This is a genomic window from Streptomyces sp. CA-146814 (assembly GCF_050942385.1).
Classification (GTDB): domain Bacteria; phylum Actinomycetota; class Actinomycetes; order Streptomycetales; family Streptomycetaceae; genus Streptomyces.
In genome coordinates this window covers 599,904-615,827 of record NZ_CP192068.1, presented here as the reverse complement: position 1 = coordinate 615,827, position 15,924 = coordinate 599,904, and the positions used below count along the sequence as shown (strand labels likewise).

Sequence of the window (15,924 nt, the reverse complement as noted above, 5' to 3'; positions counted from 1 at the left end):
ACCATCCGTACGGCACCACTTCACCGCTCAGGCAGGCGGCGGGCTCATCGAGGCATCGGTGAAGCGGCTCGGCGAACTGCCCGCCCTGCGCCAGATACTCAAACTGCCGCTCCCGGGGCAGCCCAGCGGCCAGGCGTTCATCGGCAGCTTCACCGTGCCCCGCGCCATGTGCAGCACCGTGGTGAAGATCCAGGCGGCCGAGCGCGGCATGACCGGCATGCGGGAGGCCGTGGTGATGGCCAAGCTCGGCCCCGACCAGTACTTCCGGCCCCATCCGTACGCCCCCGAGGTCCAGGGCGGGCTGCCGTTCCATGCGGCGGACCACGACCGGTGGGACCCCGAGTTCCCGGACCACCCGCTCACCCGGGTCCGCCACACCCTCGGCGTCCTCGCGGAGGCGGTGACGGTCGACCCCGCCTTCACCGCGCTGCCGCCCTTCGCCGGACCGGCGGCGGCACGAGGCTGAAAGCGCTCGCCGACCCGGCTCCGTACACGCGACGGCGCCGCCGCTTCCGTGGGACGGGGAGCGACGGCGCCGGGCGGAGTGATGGTCAGACGAGCCAACCCACGAAGTGGACGATGCCGGCCAGCAGGTTGGTCAGGAAGTTCATCTGGTGGTTCTCCTTGTGCGTGGTGCATGTGTGGGACGTGCGCGGTAGCGGTCTGCAGCCCGTTGACTGCGCCCTGCAATCATCACGCCCGCCGGAAGGGATCAGCAACGAATCCCGATACGATCACGCGTTCCAGCGAACACCCGATCCCTTGTTCGTGTGTTCTGGTCGTGCGGTACGGCGTTCGTGTCGCCGGAGCCGACGCCGCAGCCGGGCTACCGGCCCGGGGGAGTGGACCGGGTTAACGTGCCCGCATGGTGAACGAGTCCCCGGACGCCCGTCCCCGTCGCAGACTCCGCCCGACCCGCCGCGGAAAGATCGTCCTGGCCGTCGCCGCGCTGCTCGTGGCGTCGGCCGCCGTGCTGATCCCGCTCTCCCTGCTCGGCTCGGACGAGGAGAAGGAAAAGGAGAAGCGGCCGCAGAGCACGCTGGTGATCCCGGAGGGCTGGCGCGCCTCGCAGGTGTACAGCGCCGTCGACCGGGAACTCGGCCTCAAGCCCGGGTCCACGGAGAAGACCGTGGAGACGGTGGATCTGGACCTGCCCGACCAGGCCGAGGGCAACCCCGAGGGGTACCTCTTCCCGGCCACGTATCCGATCGACTCCGCGACCAAGCCGGCCGGCCTGCTGCGCTACATGGCGGACACCGCCCGCAAGCGGTTCGGCGGCGACCACATCACCGCCGGAGCGCAGCGCAACAACGTCACCGTCTACGAGACGGCCACCATCGCCAGCATCGTCCAGGCCGAGGCCGACACCGCCTCCGACATGGGCAAGGTCGCCCGGGTCGTCTACAACCGGCTGCTCAAGGACATGCCGCTGCAGATGGACTCCACCATCAACTACGCCCTCAAGCGCTCCACCCTGGACACGACGAACGCCGACACCCAGCTGGACAGCCCGTACAACAGTTACGTACGCAAGGGCCTGCCGCCGACGCCCATCGGCAACCCGGGGGAGGAGGCGCTGAGCGCCGCCATCAGCCCCACGCCCGGCCCCTGGCTCTACTTCGTCACGGTCGCGCCCGGGGACACCCGGTTCACCGACAGCTACGACGAACAGCAGAAAAACGTCGAGGAGTTCAACCGCAACCGCCGCGAGGCCGCGGGCTGAGGGTGGCCGGCTGAGGGCCCTGGGCCCTCAGCCGGCCACCCCGGCCTTCGCCTCCACGCTCGACCGGCCGCCCGTCCTCTCCAGCAGCCGCAGCACCGACCGCACAGCGGTGCGCCCCGCCCGGTTGGCGCCGATGGTGCTGGCGGACGGCCCGTACCCGACGAGGTGGACGCGTCCGTCGCGTACGGCACGCGTGTCCTCCGCCCGGATGCCGCCGCCCGGCTCGCGCAGCTTCAGCGGTGCCAGATGATCGACGGCGGGTCGGAAGCCGGTCGCCCAGAGGATCACGTCCGCCTCGACGCTCCGGCCGTCGTCCCAGGCCACGCCGGTCGGGGTGATCCGGTCGAACATCGGCAGCCGGTCCAGCACCCCCTGCTCCCGGGCGCGCCGTACCGCGTCGGTGACCGGCAGCCCGGTCACGCTCACCACGCTCTGCGGCGGCAGCCCGGCCCGTACCCGCTCCTCCACCATCGCCACGGCCGCCCGGCCCCACTCCTCGGTGAACGGCTCGTCGCGGAAGACCGGCTCGCGGCGTGTCACCCAGAAGGTCTCGGCGGCGTACGGGGCGATCTCCATCAGGTGCTGCGTACCGGAGGCACCGCCGCCGACCACGACGACGCGCCGCCCCGCGAACTCCTCGGGCCCCGGGTAGTCCGCCGTGTGCAGCTGGCGCCCCCGGAAGGTCTCCTGTCCCGGGTAGCGCGGCCAGAACGGCCGGTCCCAGGTGCCGGTCGCGTTGATCAGCGCCCGCGCGGCGTACGTCCCCTCGGACGTCTCCACGAGCAGCCGCCCGCCGCTTCCCTCACGTACGGCACTCACCTCGACGGGCCGGTGGACCCGCAGGTCGAAGCGGTCCTCGTACGCCGTGAAGTACGCGCCGATCACCTCGGATGAGGGCCGGTCGGGGTCGGCGCCGGTCAGCTCCATGCCCGGCAGCGCGTGCATCCCGTGCACCTTGCCGTACGTCAGCGAGGGCCAGCGGAACTGCCACGCCCCGCCCGGCCGGGGCGCATGGTCCAGGACGACGAAGTCGCGGTCGGGTGCGAGCCCGGCGCGGCGCAGGTGGTGGGCTGCGGAGAGTCCCGCCTGCCCGGCGCCGATCACGACCACGTCCAGCTCGCGCACCCCAGTAATGTTCACGTTTCTACTAACTCGTGGGGCGCCCGGGATCTTCCCGGGCGCCCCACCGGGTTCAGCGCCCGCCCGCCACCAGCAACGGCGCTCCGGCCGTCCGCGATTCCGCGCCGGGCGCCCCCAGCAGCGGGGACGCCGGTACGGTCGACAGCAGCCCGCGCCGGGCCAGCTCGGGCGTCACGCCCTCGCCGAACCAGTACGCCTCCTCCAGGTGCGGATAGCCCGAGAGCACGAAGTGCTCCATACCCAGCGCGTGGTACTCCTCGATCCGGTCGGCGACCTCCGCGTGGCTGCCCACCAGCGCGGTCCCGGCCCCGCCGCGCACCAGACCGACGCCCGCCCACAGGTTCGGCGCGATCTCCAGCTTGTCCCGCGAACCGCCGTGCAGCGCCAGCATCCGCTGTTGCCCGACCGACTCGCTCTTGCCCAGCGCCTGCTGCGCCGCCGCGATCGTGTCCGGATCAAGGTCGCCCAGCAGCCGGTCGGCGGTGGCCCACGCCTCTCGTGCGGAATCCCGGGAAATGGTGTGCAGCCGGATCCCGAACCGGACGGTCCGCCCCTGCTCCTCGGCCAGCCCACGGATCCAGTCGATCTTCTCCTTCACCGCCGCCGGCGGCTCACCCCAGGTCAGATAGACATCGGCATGCGCGGCGGCCACCGGACCGGCGGCCGCCGATGACCCGCCGAAGAAGACCTCCGGCAGCGGGTCCGGCGGCAGCGCGGTCAGCCCGCCCTCCACCTGGTAGTGCTCGCCGTCGAAGTCGTACGGCTGCCCGCTCCACGCACCCCGCACCACGGACAGGAACTCCGCGGTCCGCGCGTACCGCCGGTCGTGGTCCAAGTGGTCCCCGAACCGCCGCTGTTCGGTCGAATCGCCACCGGTCACCACGTTGAGCAGCAGTCGGCCCCGGGTGATCCGCTGATAGGTGGCGGCCATCTGGGCGGCCAGCACGGGCGAGATGACGCCGGGCCGGAAGGCGACCAGGAACTTCAGCCGCTCGGTGTGCTGCGCGAGCGCCACCGTGGTCAGCCAGGCGTCCTCGCACCACGTACCGGTCGGCGTCAACACGGCCTCGAAGCCCAGCTGTTCGGCCGCCTTGGCGATCTGCGCCAGATACTCGATGTCCGGGGCGCGCACACCGCTCACCGGGGTGATGCGGTCGCGTTTGATTCCGCCGTCGGTGTACGCGTGCCGGTCCACGAGCGTCCGGCCGTCACCGCCGGTGGGCAGGAACCAGTGGAGATGGACGTTCATGAGGAGGCCTTTCCGTACGAGCGCGGTGCGGTGGTGGACGGCGGGAGGTCACGGTTGAAGCGGGTGTCGACGTAGTCCTTGAAGGCGAATCGCCGTGGGATCAGCTTGAGTTCGGCGAAGGTGTCGGCGATCTCCTGCTCGGAGGCGATGGCGGCGTCGTCGATGGCCACGGGGACCCGGGTGCCGTAGCTGCGCTTCACCGCGTCCAGCGCCACCTCGTAGGGCAGCCCGGTCTCCTTCGCCCAGACCTTCGCCCACTCCTCCGGGTGTTTGAAGACCCAGCTCTGCGCCCGATCCAGCCGGACGAGCAGATCGCCGATGGCCTTCGACTTCTTCGGATCCTTGAGCGAGGAGGGTGAAGCGACCTGGAAACCCAGGCCGTTGACGACACCCTCGCCGGTCGTCAGCACGCGGGCGTTCCCGGCCCGCAGGATCTGCGAGGTGTACGGATCCCAGATCGCCCAGGCATCCACCTTGCCTCGGCTGAACGCGGCCAGCGCATCGGCCGGCTGGAGGTAGTTGAGCTTCACGTCCTTGATGGAGAGACCGGCCTTCTTGAGCGAGGCGACCAGTTGGAAGTGGGCCGAACTGCCCTGTGCCACGGCGACGGACTTCCCCTTGAGCTGCTCGGGCTTCTTGAGCGGTGAGTCCTTGGGCACGACGATGACCTCACCGGCCGGCGAACCGTGAGTGGCGCCCACGACGGTGATGTTCGAGTCGGAACCGGCGGCGAAGACGGGCGGTGTGTTGCCCACTCCGCCGATGTCCACGGCCCCGGCGCTCACGGCCTCCAGAAGCGGTGGACCGGAGGTGAAGGTGGACCATTTGATGCGGTAGTCCAGGTCGTCGAGCTCTCCGGAGGCCCGCAGGATGGCCTCGTAACCGCCTTTCTGGTCACCGATGTTCAGCGTGACGCTGCCCTTGCCGTCGGTGCTGCCGCCCGACTCCGCGGACGAGGCGCCGCCACCGCAGGCGGCGAGGAGCAGGGTGAGCGGAAGGAGCAGGGCGGGCAGGGTGCGGCGTTTCATGGTGGTTCTCCGTAGGTGTGTCGCCAGGAAAGGAAAATGAGGGGTCATACGTCCGAGTGCGCCACGGCAGCCGTTTCCCGCTGCCGGTCCGCTCCGGCCTCGGCGGTACCGTCCTCGACGCCCAGCTTGCTCAGCAGCCGCGAACGCAGGCCGGTGAAGCCGGGGGCGCCGACACCGCGCGGGCGGTCCAGGGCGACGGGCGTGTCGTACGCGATCCGGCCGTCCCGCATCACCAGCACCCGGTCGGCCAGCAACAGGGCCTCGTCCACGTCATGGGTGACCAGCAGGACGGCGCAGCCGCGCCGCTGCCAGAGCTCGGCCACCAGCTGCTGCGCCTTGATCCGGGTCAGGGCGTCGAGCGCGCCGAACGGCTCGTCGAGCAGGAGCAGATCGGGCTCGCGCACCAACGCACGTGCCAGAGAAGCGCGTTGCGCCTCGCCACCGGAGAGCGTCTTGGGCCAGGCGCCGGCCCGGTCGGTCAGCCCGACCTCCGCCAGCGGCTTCTCGGCCAGGGCCCGTTCGGGCTTGCCCGGCAGCCCCAGCAGGACGTTGCGCCAGACCCGCTTCCAGGGCATCAGCCGCGGGGCCTGGAAGGCCACGGCGCGGCGGCGAGGCACCAGGACGGTCCCCGCGATCTCGCGGTCGAGCCCCGCCAGCACACGCAACAGGGTCGACTTGCCGCAACCGCTGCGCCCGAGCAGCGCCGTGAACTCCCCGGATTTCAGGGTGAGATCGAGGTCGTCGATCACCGCGCGCCCGTCGAAGGCCCGGGTCAGCCCTTCGACCCGTACGGCGGTTTCGGTTTCCGGCTCTCCGGCGGGGGAGGGGGCCGGCACGGTCACTGGCCGGTGAAGGTCGGTCGCCATTGCAGCAGCAGCCTTTCGAGGGTCCGGACGATGACATCGGCGGTGAGGCCGAGGAAGGCGTACACGACGAGGCAGACGACGATCACGTCGGTCCGGAAGAACTCCCGCGCCTGGTTCATCAGGAACCCGATCCCGGCATCGGCGTTGATGGACTCACCGAAGACGAGCGCGAGCCAGGCGGTGGCGAGCGAGTAGCGCAGCCCGGTCATGGCCCCGGGCAACGCGCCCGGCAGCACCACATGGCGTACGAGCCCCCACCGGCTGAGCCCCAACGACTCACCTGCTTCGATGAGTTGGGCGTCCACACCGCGAATCCCCGCATACACGTTCAGGTACAGATGGAAGGCGACCCCGAGCGCGATGAGCGCCACCTTCGGCGCCTCGCCGATCCCGAGCCAGATGATGAACAACGGGATCAGCCCCACCCAGGGGGCCGTGCGCAGCATCTGTACGGTCGCGTCGACGAGGTCCTCGCCGAGCCGCGAGAGCCCCGAGACCAGCGCGAGCGCCGTCCCCACGACCCCGCCGAGCACCAGCCCGACGGCCACCCGCTGGAGCGACACCCCCATGGCGGCCGGCAGCGTCCCGTCGGCGATCAGATCCGCTCCCGCACGGCCGATGGTCCCCGGCGAGGCCAGCACATCCGGATGCAGGACGCCCGTGGCGCTGAACACCTGCCACAACGCGAGCAGCAGCAACGGCCCCACGGTCCGCCGCAACCACCGCGGCACGGACCGCAGCCGGGCCCGGCGCACGGACGCCGGGACGATCGGCTCCAGGTCGGGGGACGTACGGCTGGTACCGGATGCCGGGACTTTCTCCGCGATCGGGGATGGATCGGGCGGTGCGTGGCTGACGGTCATGGCGGCTCCACAGGAGGTCGTACGGAGGGGGAATCGGGCGCGCCACCCCGACCGCCCCTCTCGCGGCGACGGCTGTGCCGGAAGAACCCCCGCTCGGCATCCCGGCAGGCGGGAGCCACGGCGATCCGAAGCGGTCAGGAGACCGGCAGGACGCGGCGGCCCACGGCGGCGCGCGAGACGAGGGGTGCGGGAGAGGGGGCGGAGCGGGCGGCGGGCCCGGTCAGCAGGGGCGCGAAGGGCGCTGAGAGAACGTCAGCAGCCGCGGCGACACGCGGCGGATGCCACCCGCAGCAGGTCGATGTGACCGCGCGAGGTGAGCAGAGCTGATCGGAACATGGCGATGAACGTGGTCATCCGGTCAGGACACGGTCAATGGTGTCTCGGAGCGTGGACGTGTGATCTCGTCCCCCGGAAGAGAAGATGGAGCCATGTCCGATTCCTTCACCACCACGGTCCTGCACCTCACCACCGGCACGGCGGAGACCGTCATGGACCTGACGCGGGAGTGCGAGGAGTTCCTCACCCGCTCGGCGTCCGGCCGCGACGGCCTGCTCAACATCTTCGTACCCCACGCCACGGCGGGCATCGCCATCCTGGAGACGGGCGCGGGCAGCGATGACGACCTCCTGGCCGCCCTCCACCACCTGCTCCCGGCCGACGACCGCTGGCAACACCGCCACGGCACCCCGGGCCACGGCCGCGACCACGTACTCCCGGCGCTCGTCCCGCCTCACGCCACGTTGCCGGTGATCGGGGGAGCGCTGGAGCTGGGGACCTGGCAGTCGGTGTGTCTGGTGGACACGAACAAGGACAATTCGGAGCGGCAGGTGCGGTTGAGCTTCCTGGGTTAGCGAGTCACCGGGCGGAACGGTGAACGGGAACTTCCGCGTAGCGTGATCACCTGCCGCATGGAAGGTCCATGGGTCGGGTCGGCCCCTACGGGGCAGGCCGGTGGCGAGCGATGGGGCCGTGATGAGCGAACTGACGAAACCCGTGATCGAAGTTCCGGAGGGGGATGCGCCCGCCGAACTGACGATCCGGGACCTGGTGGTGGGAGACGGGCCCGAGGCGCGGCCGGGCCGGGTCGTCCAGGTCCACTACGTAGGGGTGACGTTCGCGTCCGGGAAGGAGTTCGACTCCTCCTGGGAGCAGGACCGGCCGTTCAAGTTCGCCGTGGGCGGCGGCCGGGCCATCAAGGGCTGGGACCGGGGGGTGAGGGGCATGAGGGCCGGCGGCCGACGGGAGATCATCGTTCCGCCGCGGCTCGGCTACGGCAAGCAGTCACCCTCTGCGCTGATCCCGGCGGGCTCGACGCTGATCTTCGTCGTGGACCTGCTCACGGTGGTGGGGGGCCCGCCGGAGCGAGGTTCGGCCTGAAGGGGCGGGGCGAGCGCCTGGCCGCACGGATCTTCGGATGCCCGGGTGCTGCGATCCGATCGGGAAGAGCGGGAATCGACTGTCCTCCCCGCACGCCGGCCCTAGGCTGTGCCGGGAAAACAAGGGGAGACGATGATCGACTACCGCAAGGCGACCGTTCCGGTGTGGACGCTCGCGACGAGTGATGTCCGGGTGCCGTCGGTGGCCGGGGACGGGCCGATGACGGCCGAGCGCCTGGGTGAACTGCGCGGCGTGCTGGCCGCCTTGGCCGATGCGCCGATCGCCACGCTGGAAGCACATCCGCTGCCCGACAAGCTCGACCGCAGCCGAGGCATCCCGCTCGATGCCGCGAGCCCTCTGGCGGAGCACTTGTCGCAGCTGGTCACGCAGACAGCTCGGAATTCCTCTACGGCAGCCAAGGCGACCGTTGCCGGCGAGAACCTGTACCGGATCGTGGTCCCGGCGAAGTTCGCCGCTCAGGTCGACCAGGGCAGCGTCCGCCTGATGATGTCCAGGGCGGTGGCCGGTGGTGTCCGTGGGCCGATTATGGGCGCCAACGGCAAGATCGTCGGAGGCGTGACGTTCATGCCGGTCGGTAAAGCGGCGGCAGGGGGCGCCGTCGGTGGGGCCGGTGCGCCAGCCGGTATCGCGGCCACCGGCGGCGCCGCCCTCACCGTGGCCGCGCCGCTCGTGCTCATGGCGGTGGCGGTGGGGGTGAGCGCGCATGCCGACCAGAAGCGCCAGCAGGCCATCGAGCACATAACGGAGCTGCTGGAGCAACTGCACGAAGAGAAGCTCGATGACGAGCACAGCGCACTCGACGGTTGCCGTGATGCCATCGACAAGGCCACGGCCATCCTGCTCGACCAGGGCAAGCTCGGCATGTCGCTCGGGCTGGACTCGGCGGTGCACGCCATCAACACGGCACTGGGCGCCGCCGACCGTCGCCTCGCCCGATGGCAGAGCGCACTGGACAAGCTTGCCGCAGGCGAGGCCGTCGACATCGCCACGCTGACGAAGTCGTTTCCCGGCATCGACGAGGAAGGCGGCCGGTTCCGGGCGCACATCGAACTCGCCGCCCTGGCTACCGCGTTGAAGCGGCGGGTCATCGTTCTGCAGGCCGTCGAGCATGCTCAGAGCGACCCGGACAACCTGTTCGAGAGCTTCACCCGTGCTCTCAAGCGGGACCAACAGCGCCTCGACGAACTGGAGTCGGGCATCGCCGGCGTCCTGGTGCGCCTGTCGGCGCTGGAGCTGGCCCGTCCGAGCGGTCTTCGGTCGCCCGTGTTCACACCGGGTGAAGTCGATCGCCTGATGCGTGCCACGCACCGGATCCACCGGCTGGGCGACGATGTCACGGCCGGGGGTCGCCCCACTGACATGGCGATCGAGATGGCTCGTGACCGGGACGGCTCGCTGGTCGTGTTCCCGGCGGTACCGGCGTAGGCGCTCGAACGCCCCGGCAACGGGCCGCGGGGGCCGGTGCGCGTACGCACCGGCCCCCGCGGTCGCTGTGATCAGACCAGGTCGAAGCGGTCCAGGTCCATGACCTTCGTCCAGGCGGCGACGAAGTCCGTCACGAACTTCTGGCGGGCGTCGTCGCTCGCGTAGACCTCGGCGAGGGCGCGGAGCTCGGAGTTGGAGCCGAAGACCAGGTCGGCGCGGGTGCCGGTCCACTTGACCTGGCCGTTCGCGTCGCGGGCCTCGAACTCGTCCTGTGCCGACGACGTCGACTTCCAGGTGATGCCCAGGTCGAGCAGGTTCACGAAGAAGTCGTTGGTCAGCGTGCCCGGGCGGTCGGTGAGGACGCCGTGGGTCGAGCCGCCGGTGTTGGCGCCCAGCACGCGCAGGCCGCCGACGAGGACGGTGGTCTCCGGGGCGCTCAGCGTCAGCAGGTTGGCGCGGTCGAGGAGCAGGTACTCGGCGGGCAGGCGGGCGGCCTTGCCGGCGTAGTTGCGGAAGCCGTCGTACGCGGGCTCCAGCGCGGCGAAGGACTCGATGTCCGTCTGCTCCTGCGTGGCGTCGACCCGGCCCGGGGTGAACGGCACCTCGACCTCGACGCCCGCGTCCTTGGCCGCCTGCTCGACGGCCGCGTTGCCCGCGAGGACGATCAGGTCGGCCAGCGAGACCTTCTTGCCGCCCTTGGCGTCGAAGGACTGCTGGATGCCTTCCAGGGCGCGCAGGGCCTGGGCCAGCTCGTCCGGGTCGCTCGCCTCCCAGCCGCGCTGCGGCTCCAGGCGGATCCGGGCGCCGTTGGCGCCGCCGCGCTTGTCGCTGCCGCGGAAGGACGCGGCCGAGGCCCAGGCGGCCGAGACCAGCTGCGCCACCGTCAGGTCCGTGGCGAGCACCTGCTCCTTGAGCGCGGTGATCTCCGCGGCGTCCAGCGGCTCCTCGGTGCGCGCGGGCAGCGGGTCCTGCCACAGCAGCACCTCGGCGGGCACCTCCGGGCCCAGGTAGCGTTGGATCGGGCCCATGTCGCGGTGCGTCAGCTTGTACCAGGCGCGGGCGAAGGCGGCCGCGAACTCCTCCGGGTTCTCGTGGAAGCGGCGCGAGATCTGCTCGTACGCCGGGTCGAAGCGCAGCGACAGGTCGGTGGTGAGCATCTGCGGCTTCTGCTTCTTCGACGCGTCGTGCGCGTGCGGGATGGTCGCCTCCGCGTCCTTGGCGATCCACTGCTTCGCACCGGCCGGGGACTCGGTCAGCTCGTACTCGTACGCGAAGAGGTTGTGGAAGAACTCGTTGCCCCACTGCGTCGGCGTGCTGGTCCAGGTCACCTCCAGACCGCTGGTGATGGCGTCGCCGCCCTTGCCCGACTTGTACGAGTTGCGCCAGCCGAGGCCCTGCTCCTCCAGCGGGGCGCCCTCGGGGTCCGCGCCGACGCTCTCGGCCGGGCCCGCGCCGTGCGTCTTGCCGAAGGTGTGGCCACCGGCGATGAGGGCGACGGTCTCCTCGTCGTTCATCGCCATCCGGCGGAAGGTCTCGCGGATGTCGCGGGCGGCCGCGATCGGGTCCGGGTTGCCGTTGGGGCCCTCGGGGTTGACGTAGATCAGGCCCATCTGGACCGCGCCGAGCGGGCTCTCCAGCTCACGGTCGCCCGTGTAGCGCTCGTCGTCGAGCCAGGTGGTCTCCGGGCCCCAGTAGACGTCCTCCTCCGACTCCCAGACGTCCTCGCGGCCGCCGGCGAAGCCGAAGGTCTTGAAGCCCATGGTCTCCAGGGCGACGTTGCCGGTGAGGATCAGCAGGTCGGCCCAGGACAGCGCCTGGCCGTACTTCTTCTTGACCGGCCACAGCAGACGGCGGGCCTTGTCCAGGTTGCCGTTGTCCGGCCAGCTGTTCAGCGGGGCGAAGCGCTGCTGACCGGCGCCCGCGCCACCGCGGCCGTCGCTGATGCGGTACGTGCCGGCGCTGTGCCAGGCCATCCGGATCATCAGCGGGCCGTAGTTGCCGAAGTCGGCCGGCCACCAGTCCTGCGAGGTGGTGAGCACCTCGGCGATGTCCCGCTTCACCGCGGGCAGGTCGAGGGCCTGGAACGCGGCCGCGTAGTCGAACTCCTCACCGAGCGGGTTCGCCACGGCGGGGTTCTTGGCGAGGATCTTCAGGTTGAGGCGGTCCGGCCACCACTGGCGGTTCCCGCCGCCCTGGGTCGGGTGCGGAGCGCGGCCGTGGGCCACGGGGCAGCCGCTCGCCTGCGCCTCGGGCACCTCCGGGACGGCCGTCTCGGGCGAATCCGGGACGACGGGGTCGAAGACGTGTGACTCGTTGTTCTCGGTCATGGGTGATCCTTCCGGCCCCGGAGGGTGGTGGGGGCGCTGAACGGGGGAGGAGGATTCGAGCCGTGCAGGAGGGGCACGCTGTGAGCCAGGACCTCGCCGTGGGCCGTATGTACGCCTCGCGGACCACCGGGCCGTACGTCCCGGGCGATGCGGCGAGGGCGGTGCCCGGCGGACGGGCGGCGCCGCGCGATGGAGGCGGCGGTGTCCTGTCGTGTGTCTCTGCTGCCGTAGCCGGAGTCTTCCTGTCTCTTGGATGTCGCCGGTATCGATCCTACGATGGACTTCGTCCAAGTCAAGAAGCACACTAAAAACGTACCGACCCGGGGCATGACGTCGCGGGAACTCTTCAGGGGACTGTCCGTCCCTCCGCGAACCGGAGCAGGTGAGACGAGATGAGCGACCTCCTTCAGCGGCTGCGGGGCCGTGGCTGGCGACTGACCTCGCAGCGGCGTGTCGTCGCGGAGGTCCTCGACGGCGACCATGTGCACCTCACGGCGGACGAGGTGCATGTGCGGGCCGCCGCACGGCTGCCCGAGATCTCCCGTGCGACCGTCTACAACACGCTGGGCGAGCTCGTCGCGCTCGGCGAGGTGCTGGAGGTCTCCACCGTCGGCCGCGCCAAGCGCTACGACCCGAACGCGCGCAACCCCCACCAGCACCTGGTCTGCTCCGGCTGCGGCACGGTCCGCGACGTCCACCCGGACGGCGATGCCCTCGGCGACCTGCCCGAGGCCGAGCGGTTCGGCTTCACCGTCGGCGCGGTGGAGATCACCTACCGCGGCCTCTGCCCCGCCTGTACCTGAACGTTTCGGCGCCCTCGCCGAAGGACCGGCCCCATGGCGTTGCCACCCGCAAGGCCGCGATACTGCGGGCCAACCGTTTCCGTCGGAAGGGCCCACGTGACGCACCACTTCCCCGCCACCACCCGGCTCGGCATCGGTGGCGTAACGCTTCTGCTCGTCCTCGCGGGCTCCGCCCTGCCCGCCACCGCGTCCCCGCCCGCCACCGCGTCCCCGTCCGCCACCGCCCGTGCCGACGCGCAGCCCACCGTCGAGGAGCAGCGCCTGGAGCGGGCCGTGCCGCGGGAGATCCTGCGGCGCAGCGGATTCGACGTCTTCGCGCCGGGCTTCGCCCGCGCCCTGGAAGGATCGCGCAGTTACGCGCAGGCGGAGCGCGCGGTGACCCGGCACGGCTCGGCGCTGTGGCAGCGGGCCGTGGACCGTGCTCAAGGGCGCGGTCCCGCCACGGGCGACCTGAGCCGGGGCGACGACCGGCCGCTGTACTGGGCGCGGCTCGCGCTCAGCCGTGAACTGCGGGCGTGGACACCCCGGTTCGACCTCGGCGACCAGCGGCGCAAGGCCCTGCACACTGCCCTGGAGACCTCCTCGCGCGGCCAGGACGACGTCCGCCATCCAGGCCGTCACCCACGCGGGAAGGACGCCGGCCCTCAGGTGAAGCGGGTCCTCGTCACCGGCTTCGACCCGTTCACGCTGGACCGGGACGTCCGCATCGGCAACCCCTCCGGCGCGAGCGCGCTCGCCCTGGACGGCACCCTCGTGCACACCGCCGACGGGCCGGCCCGGATCGAGGCCGTCGTCTTCCCGGTGCGGTGGACGGACTTCGCCGAAGGGGCCGTCGAGCGGACGCTCGCCCGGCATCTGCCGTACCTGGACGCGTTCACCACCATCAGCCAGGGCCGCCAGGGCCGGTTCGACGTGGAGCGCACCAACGGCGCCTGGCGCGGTGGCTTCCCGGACAACGAGAACCTGTCCCGTACGGGCACCGTCCCCGTCACCGACCCCGCCTCGCAGCCGCAGTGGACCTCCACGACCCTCCCGTACCGGCAGCTCACCGAAGCCGACACCGGCCGCTTCCCGGTGTACGACAACACCGAGGTCACCGAGATCCCGGCGGGCGCCACCCAGCCGGTGACCAGGCCGGACGGGCCCACGCCGGGCTCGGCCGCGCGGGCCGGTGGCGGCGGCGACTACCTCTCCAACGAGATCGCCTACCGGGCCACCCTCCTCCGCGACCGGCTGGGTCTCCCGAAGCTGCCGGGCGGCCATCTGCACACGCCGGTCCTGCAGTTCGGTCCCGGCAACGAGAACCCGGCGACCGGCGCGGTCACCGACCCCGGCTTCGAGCGCAACCGCTCGGATATCGTGCGGCAGGTGCGGGCCCTGGTGAAGACGGCGGTGAGCGCCACCGCGAACCGGGCCGACCGGAGGACACGCTGACATGACCGGGAACCGGGACCGCTGGGCGGAACTGACCGGCGGGCAGGCCGGAGAGCGGTACGCCCGGCGGTTCGCGGACCTCGCCGCATCGGGCCACGACATCCACGGCGAGGCGACGTTCTGCGCCGCGCTCGCCGAGCCCGGCGCCCGGGTCCTCGACGCGGGCTGCGGCACCGGGCGGATCGCGGTCCGCCTCGCCGAGCTGGGATACCGCTGCACCGGCGTGGACATCGACGCCTCGATGCTCGCCGTCGCCCGCCGCGACGCACCCGAGCAGGAGTGGCTCCTCGGCGACCTCGCCCGTACGGACACGCTCGGCCTGGAACCCGGCTACGACCTGGTGCTCGCCGCCGGCAACGTCATCCCGCTCCTGGCCGCGGGCACCGAGGCCGCCGTCATCGGACAGCTGGCCGCCGTGCTGCGGCCCGGCGGCCTGCTGGTCACGGGCATGGGCCTGGACGCGGCGCACCTGCCGCTGCCCGAGGCGCCGTTCGGGCTCGCGGAGTTCGATGCGTGGTGCGAGCGGGCCGGGCTGGTCCTGCGGGAGCGTCACGCGACGTGGAGCGGTGAGCCGTACGTACCGGAGTGCGGCTACGCCGTCAGCGTGCACGCCCGGCCGGACGGGCGGTGAATTTCCGTTCCGTACCGATGAGGGTTCTGAACCGATGAGGGTTCCGTACCGACGAGTGCTGCGGACCCATGAGGGTTCTGGACCCATGAGGTTCCGGACCGATGAGTTCTGGCGGCAGCGGCGGTCTGCCCAGGTGTGAAGACTCACACGCTCAGCACACCCGGCGCCGACCTCGTGTACGACGTACGCGGGCCGCTGCCCGCCGCCGACGGGCGCCCGCCGCTGCTCATGATCGGGCAGCCCATGGACGCCTCCGGATTCGCCGCGCTCGCCGCCCGCTTCCCGGAGCGGACCGTGGTCACCTACGACCCGCGCGGACTCGGCCGCAGCGCCCGCAAGGACGGACGGACCGACCACACCCCCGAGACCCAGGCCGACGACCTGCACGCCCTGATCGAGACGCTCGGCGCGGGCCCGGTCGAGATGTTCGCCAGCAGCGGCGGCGCGGTCACCGCGCTCGCGCTCGTCGCCCGGCACCCCGGCGATGTGACCGTCCTCGTCGCCCACGAGCCGCCGCTGATCACCCTCACGCCGGACGGCCCCGCCGCCGTACGGGCCCGTGCCGCCCTCCGGGACACGTACGAGAAGCGGGGCTGGGGGGCCGGAATGGCCGCCTTCGTGGCCATGACCTCCTGGGAGGGCGAGTTCACCGAGGCGTACTTCGCGCAGCCGGAGGCCGATCCGGCCGCGTTCGGGATGCCCACCGAGGACGACGGATCGCGCGACGACCCGCTGCTCTCCGACCGGTCCTGGGCGATCAGCGACCACCGGCCGGACACCGACGCGATCGGCCGTGCGGCCACCCGCGTGGTGATCGCCGTGGGCGAGGAGTCGCGGGCCGTCCAGACCGGGCGTACCTCCGACGCGACCGCCGAACTGCTCGGACAGCGGGTGACCGTGTTCCCGAGCCATCACGGCGGATTCCTCGACGGAGAATTCGGCTATCCCGGAAAGCCGGACGAGTTCGCCCGCCGTCTGCGTGAGGTCCTCGACGGCGCGGCGTGAGCTACCGCGTGATCGCTCCCGGTCGGGGTAGC

Annotated in this window: 15 protein-coding genes and 1 pseudogene; 9 read left to right on the top strand and 7 right to left on the bottom strand. The window is 71.5% G+C overall.

The annotated features are described in order from the left end of the window. Positions 1-10: 10 nt before the first annotated feature. Positions 11-466 (top strand): annotated as a pseudogene (locus ACQP09_RS02590) (hypothetical protein); the annotation flags it as partial. A 399-nt stretch (positions 467-865) separates the two neighbouring features. Continuing rightward, positions 866-1,723 carry an endolytic transglycosylase MltG gene (gene mltG, locus ACQP09_RS02585; RefSeq protein WP_433395639.1) on the top strand — a complete coding sequence of 286 codons (858 nt, stop codon included), beginning with the start codon at positions 866-868 and terminating at the stop codon, positions 1,721-1,723. A 27-nt stretch (positions 1,724-1,750) separates the two neighbouring features. Here mltG and ACQP09_RS02580 read toward each other — a convergent pair whose 3' ends face one another. The 6 genes from ACQP09_RS02580 to ACQP09_RS02555 form a co-directional block, all read right to left on the bottom strand. Next, the gene (locus tag ACQP09_RS02580) at positions 1,751-2,848 is read right to left on the bottom strand and encodes an NAD(P)-binding domain-containing protein (protein WP_433395637.1); all 1,098 of its coding nucleotides are present in this window, start codon (positions 2,846-2,848) and stop codon (positions 1,751-1,753) included. A 67-nt stretch (positions 2,849-2,915) separates the two neighbouring features. Further along, complete coding sequence (locus ACQP09_RS02575; protein WP_433395635.1) at positions 2,916-4,112, bottom strand: LLM class flavin-dependent oxidoreductase; 1,197 nt, start codon at positions 4,110-4,112, stop codon at positions 2,916-2,918. Beyond that, a complete protein-coding gene (locus ACQP09_RS02570; RefSeq protein WP_433395634.1) occupies positions 4,109-5,140 on the bottom strand; it encodes an ABC transporter substrate-binding protein in 1,032 nt (343 codons plus the stop codon). The genes ACQP09_RS02575 and ACQP09_RS02570 overlap by 4 nt, the downstream gene beginning before the upstream one ends. Before the next feature lie 44 nt (positions 5,141-5,184). Then, positions 5,185-6,006, bottom strand: a complete 822-nt coding sequence (locus ACQP09_RS02565; RefSeq protein ID WP_433395633.1) for an ABC transporter ATP-binding protein — start codon at positions 6,004-6,006, stop codon at positions 5,185-5,187. Next, complete coding sequence (locus tag ACQP09_RS02560; protein ID WP_433395631.1) at positions 5,979-6,869, bottom strand: ABC transporter permease; 891 nt, start codon at positions 6,867-6,869, stop codon at positions 5,979-5,981. The genes ACQP09_RS02565 and ACQP09_RS02560 overlap by 28 nt, the downstream gene beginning before the upstream one ends. Before the next feature lie 252 nt (positions 6,870-7,121). After that, complete coding sequence (locus ACQP09_RS02555) at positions 7,122-7,223, bottom strand: putative leader peptide (protein WP_356899727.1); 102 nt, start codon at positions 7,221-7,223, stop codon at positions 7,122-7,124. 74 nt (positions 7,224-7,297) lie between these two features. Here ACQP09_RS02555 and ACQP09_RS02550 point away from each other — a divergent pair, with 74 nt between their 5' ends. The 3 genes from ACQP09_RS02550 to ACQP09_RS02540 all read left to right on the top strand — a co-directional run bounded on the left by ACQP09_RS02550 (position 7,298) and on the right by ACQP09_RS02540 (position 9,692). Next, positions 7,298-7,720 (top strand): secondary thiamine-phosphate synthase enzyme YjbQ, encoded by a 423-nt coding sequence (locus ACQP09_RS02550; protein WP_433395628.1) that lies wholly within the window; start codon positions 7,298-7,300, stop codon positions 7,718-7,720. Between the two features lie 121 nt (positions 7,721-7,841). Beyond that, positions 7,842-8,246 carry an FKBP-type peptidyl-prolyl cis-trans isomerase gene (locus ACQP09_RS02545; protein ID WP_433395626.1) on the top strand — a complete coding sequence of 135 codons (405 nt, stop codon included), beginning with the start codon at positions 7,842-7,844 and terminating at the stop codon, positions 8,244-8,246. A gap of 132 nt (positions 8,247-8,378) precedes the next feature. After that, positions 8,379-9,692 carry a hypothetical protein gene (locus tag ACQP09_RS02540; protein WP_433395624.1) on the top strand — a complete coding sequence of 438 codons (1,314 nt, stop codon included), beginning with the start codon at positions 8,379-8,381 and terminating at the stop codon, positions 9,690-9,692. Positions 9,693-9,763: 71 nt separating this feature from the next. Here the strand turns inward: ACQP09_RS02540 and katG are convergent, their stop codons facing one another. Further along, on the bottom strand, positions 9,764-12,019 hold the full coding sequence (katG, locus tag ACQP09_RS02535) for a catalase/peroxidase HPI (RefSeq protein ID WP_433395622.1): 2,256 nt from the start codon (positions 12,017-12,019) through the stop codon (positions 9,764-9,766). A 392-nt stretch (positions 12,020-12,411) separates the two neighbouring features. On the opposite strand from katG, the gene ACQP09_RS02530 reads away from it, so the two are divergent. From ACQP09_RS02530 to ACQP09_RS02515, 4 genes are all read left to right on the top strand, one after another. Then, entirely contained in the window at positions 12,412-12,822 is a 411-nt protein-coding gene (locus ACQP09_RS02530) for a Fur family transcriptional regulator (protein ID WP_356751007.1), read from the top strand. A 96-nt stretch (positions 12,823-12,918) separates the two neighbouring features. Then, a complete protein-coding gene (locus tag ACQP09_RS02525; protein ID WP_433395620.1) occupies positions 12,919-14,256 on the top strand; it encodes a pyroglutamyl peptidase in 1,338 nt (445 codons plus the stop codon). Between the two features lies 1 nt (position 14,257). After that, the gene (locus tag ACQP09_RS02520) at positions 14,258-14,887 is read left to right on the top strand and encodes a class I SAM-dependent methyltransferase (protein ID WP_433395618.1); all 630 of its coding nucleotides are present in this window, start codon (positions 14,258-14,260) and stop codon (positions 14,885-14,887) included. A gap of 135 nt (positions 14,888-15,022) precedes the next feature. Then, positions 15,023-15,892 (top strand): alpha/beta fold hydrolase, encoded by an 870-nt coding sequence (locus tag ACQP09_RS02515; protein ID WP_433395616.1) that lies wholly within the window; start codon positions 15,023-15,025, stop codon positions 15,890-15,892. Positions 15,893-15,924: the final 32 nt, after the last annotated feature.

Coding starts and splice junctions, on each gene's coding strand:
- ACQP09_RS02555 (WP_356899727.1), bottom strand. CDS start 7,223: ATGACCACGTTCATCGCCATGTTCCGATCAGCTCTGCTCACCTCGCGC.
- ACQP09_RS02575 (WP_433395635.1), bottom strand. CDS start 4,112: ATGAACGTCCATCTCCACTGGTTCCTGCCCACCGGCGGTGACGGCCGG.
- ACQP09_RS02540 (WP_433395624.1), top strand. CDS start 8,379: ATGATCGACTACCGCAAGGCGACCGTTCCGGTGTGGACGCTCGCGACG.
- mltG (WP_433395639.1), top strand. CDS start 866: ATGGTGAACGAGTCCCCGGACGCCCGTCCCCGTCGCAGACTCCGCCCG.
- ACQP09_RS02565 (WP_433395633.1), bottom strand. CDS start 6,006: ATGGCGACCGACCTTCACCGGCCAGTGACCGTGCCGGCCCCCTCCCCC.
- ACQP09_RS02530 (WP_356751007.1), top strand. CDS start 12,412: ATGAGCGACCTCCTTCAGCGGCTGCGGGGCCGTGGCTGGCGACTGACC.
- katG (WP_433395622.1), bottom strand. CDS start 12,019: ATGACCGAGAACAACGAGTCACACGTCTTCGACCCCGTCGTCCCGGAT.
- ACQP09_RS02545 (WP_433395626.1), top strand. CDS start 7,842: ATGAGCGAACTGACGAAACCCGTGATCGAAGTTCCGGAGGGGGATGCG.
- ACQP09_RS02570 (WP_433395634.1), bottom strand. CDS start 5,140: ATGAAACGCCGCACCCTGCCCGCCCTGCTCCTTCCGCTCACCCTGCTC.
- ACQP09_RS02520 (WP_433395618.1), top strand. CDS start 14,258: ATGACCGGGAACCGGGACCGCTGGGCGGAACTGACCGGCGGGCAGGCC.
- ACQP09_RS02560 (WP_433395631.1), bottom strand. CDS start 6,869: ATGACCGTCAGCCACGCACCGCCCGATCCATCCCCGATCGCGGAGAAA.
- ACQP09_RS02550 (WP_433395628.1), top strand. CDS start 7,298: ATGTCCGATTCCTTCACCACCACGGTCCTGCACCTCACCACCGGCACG.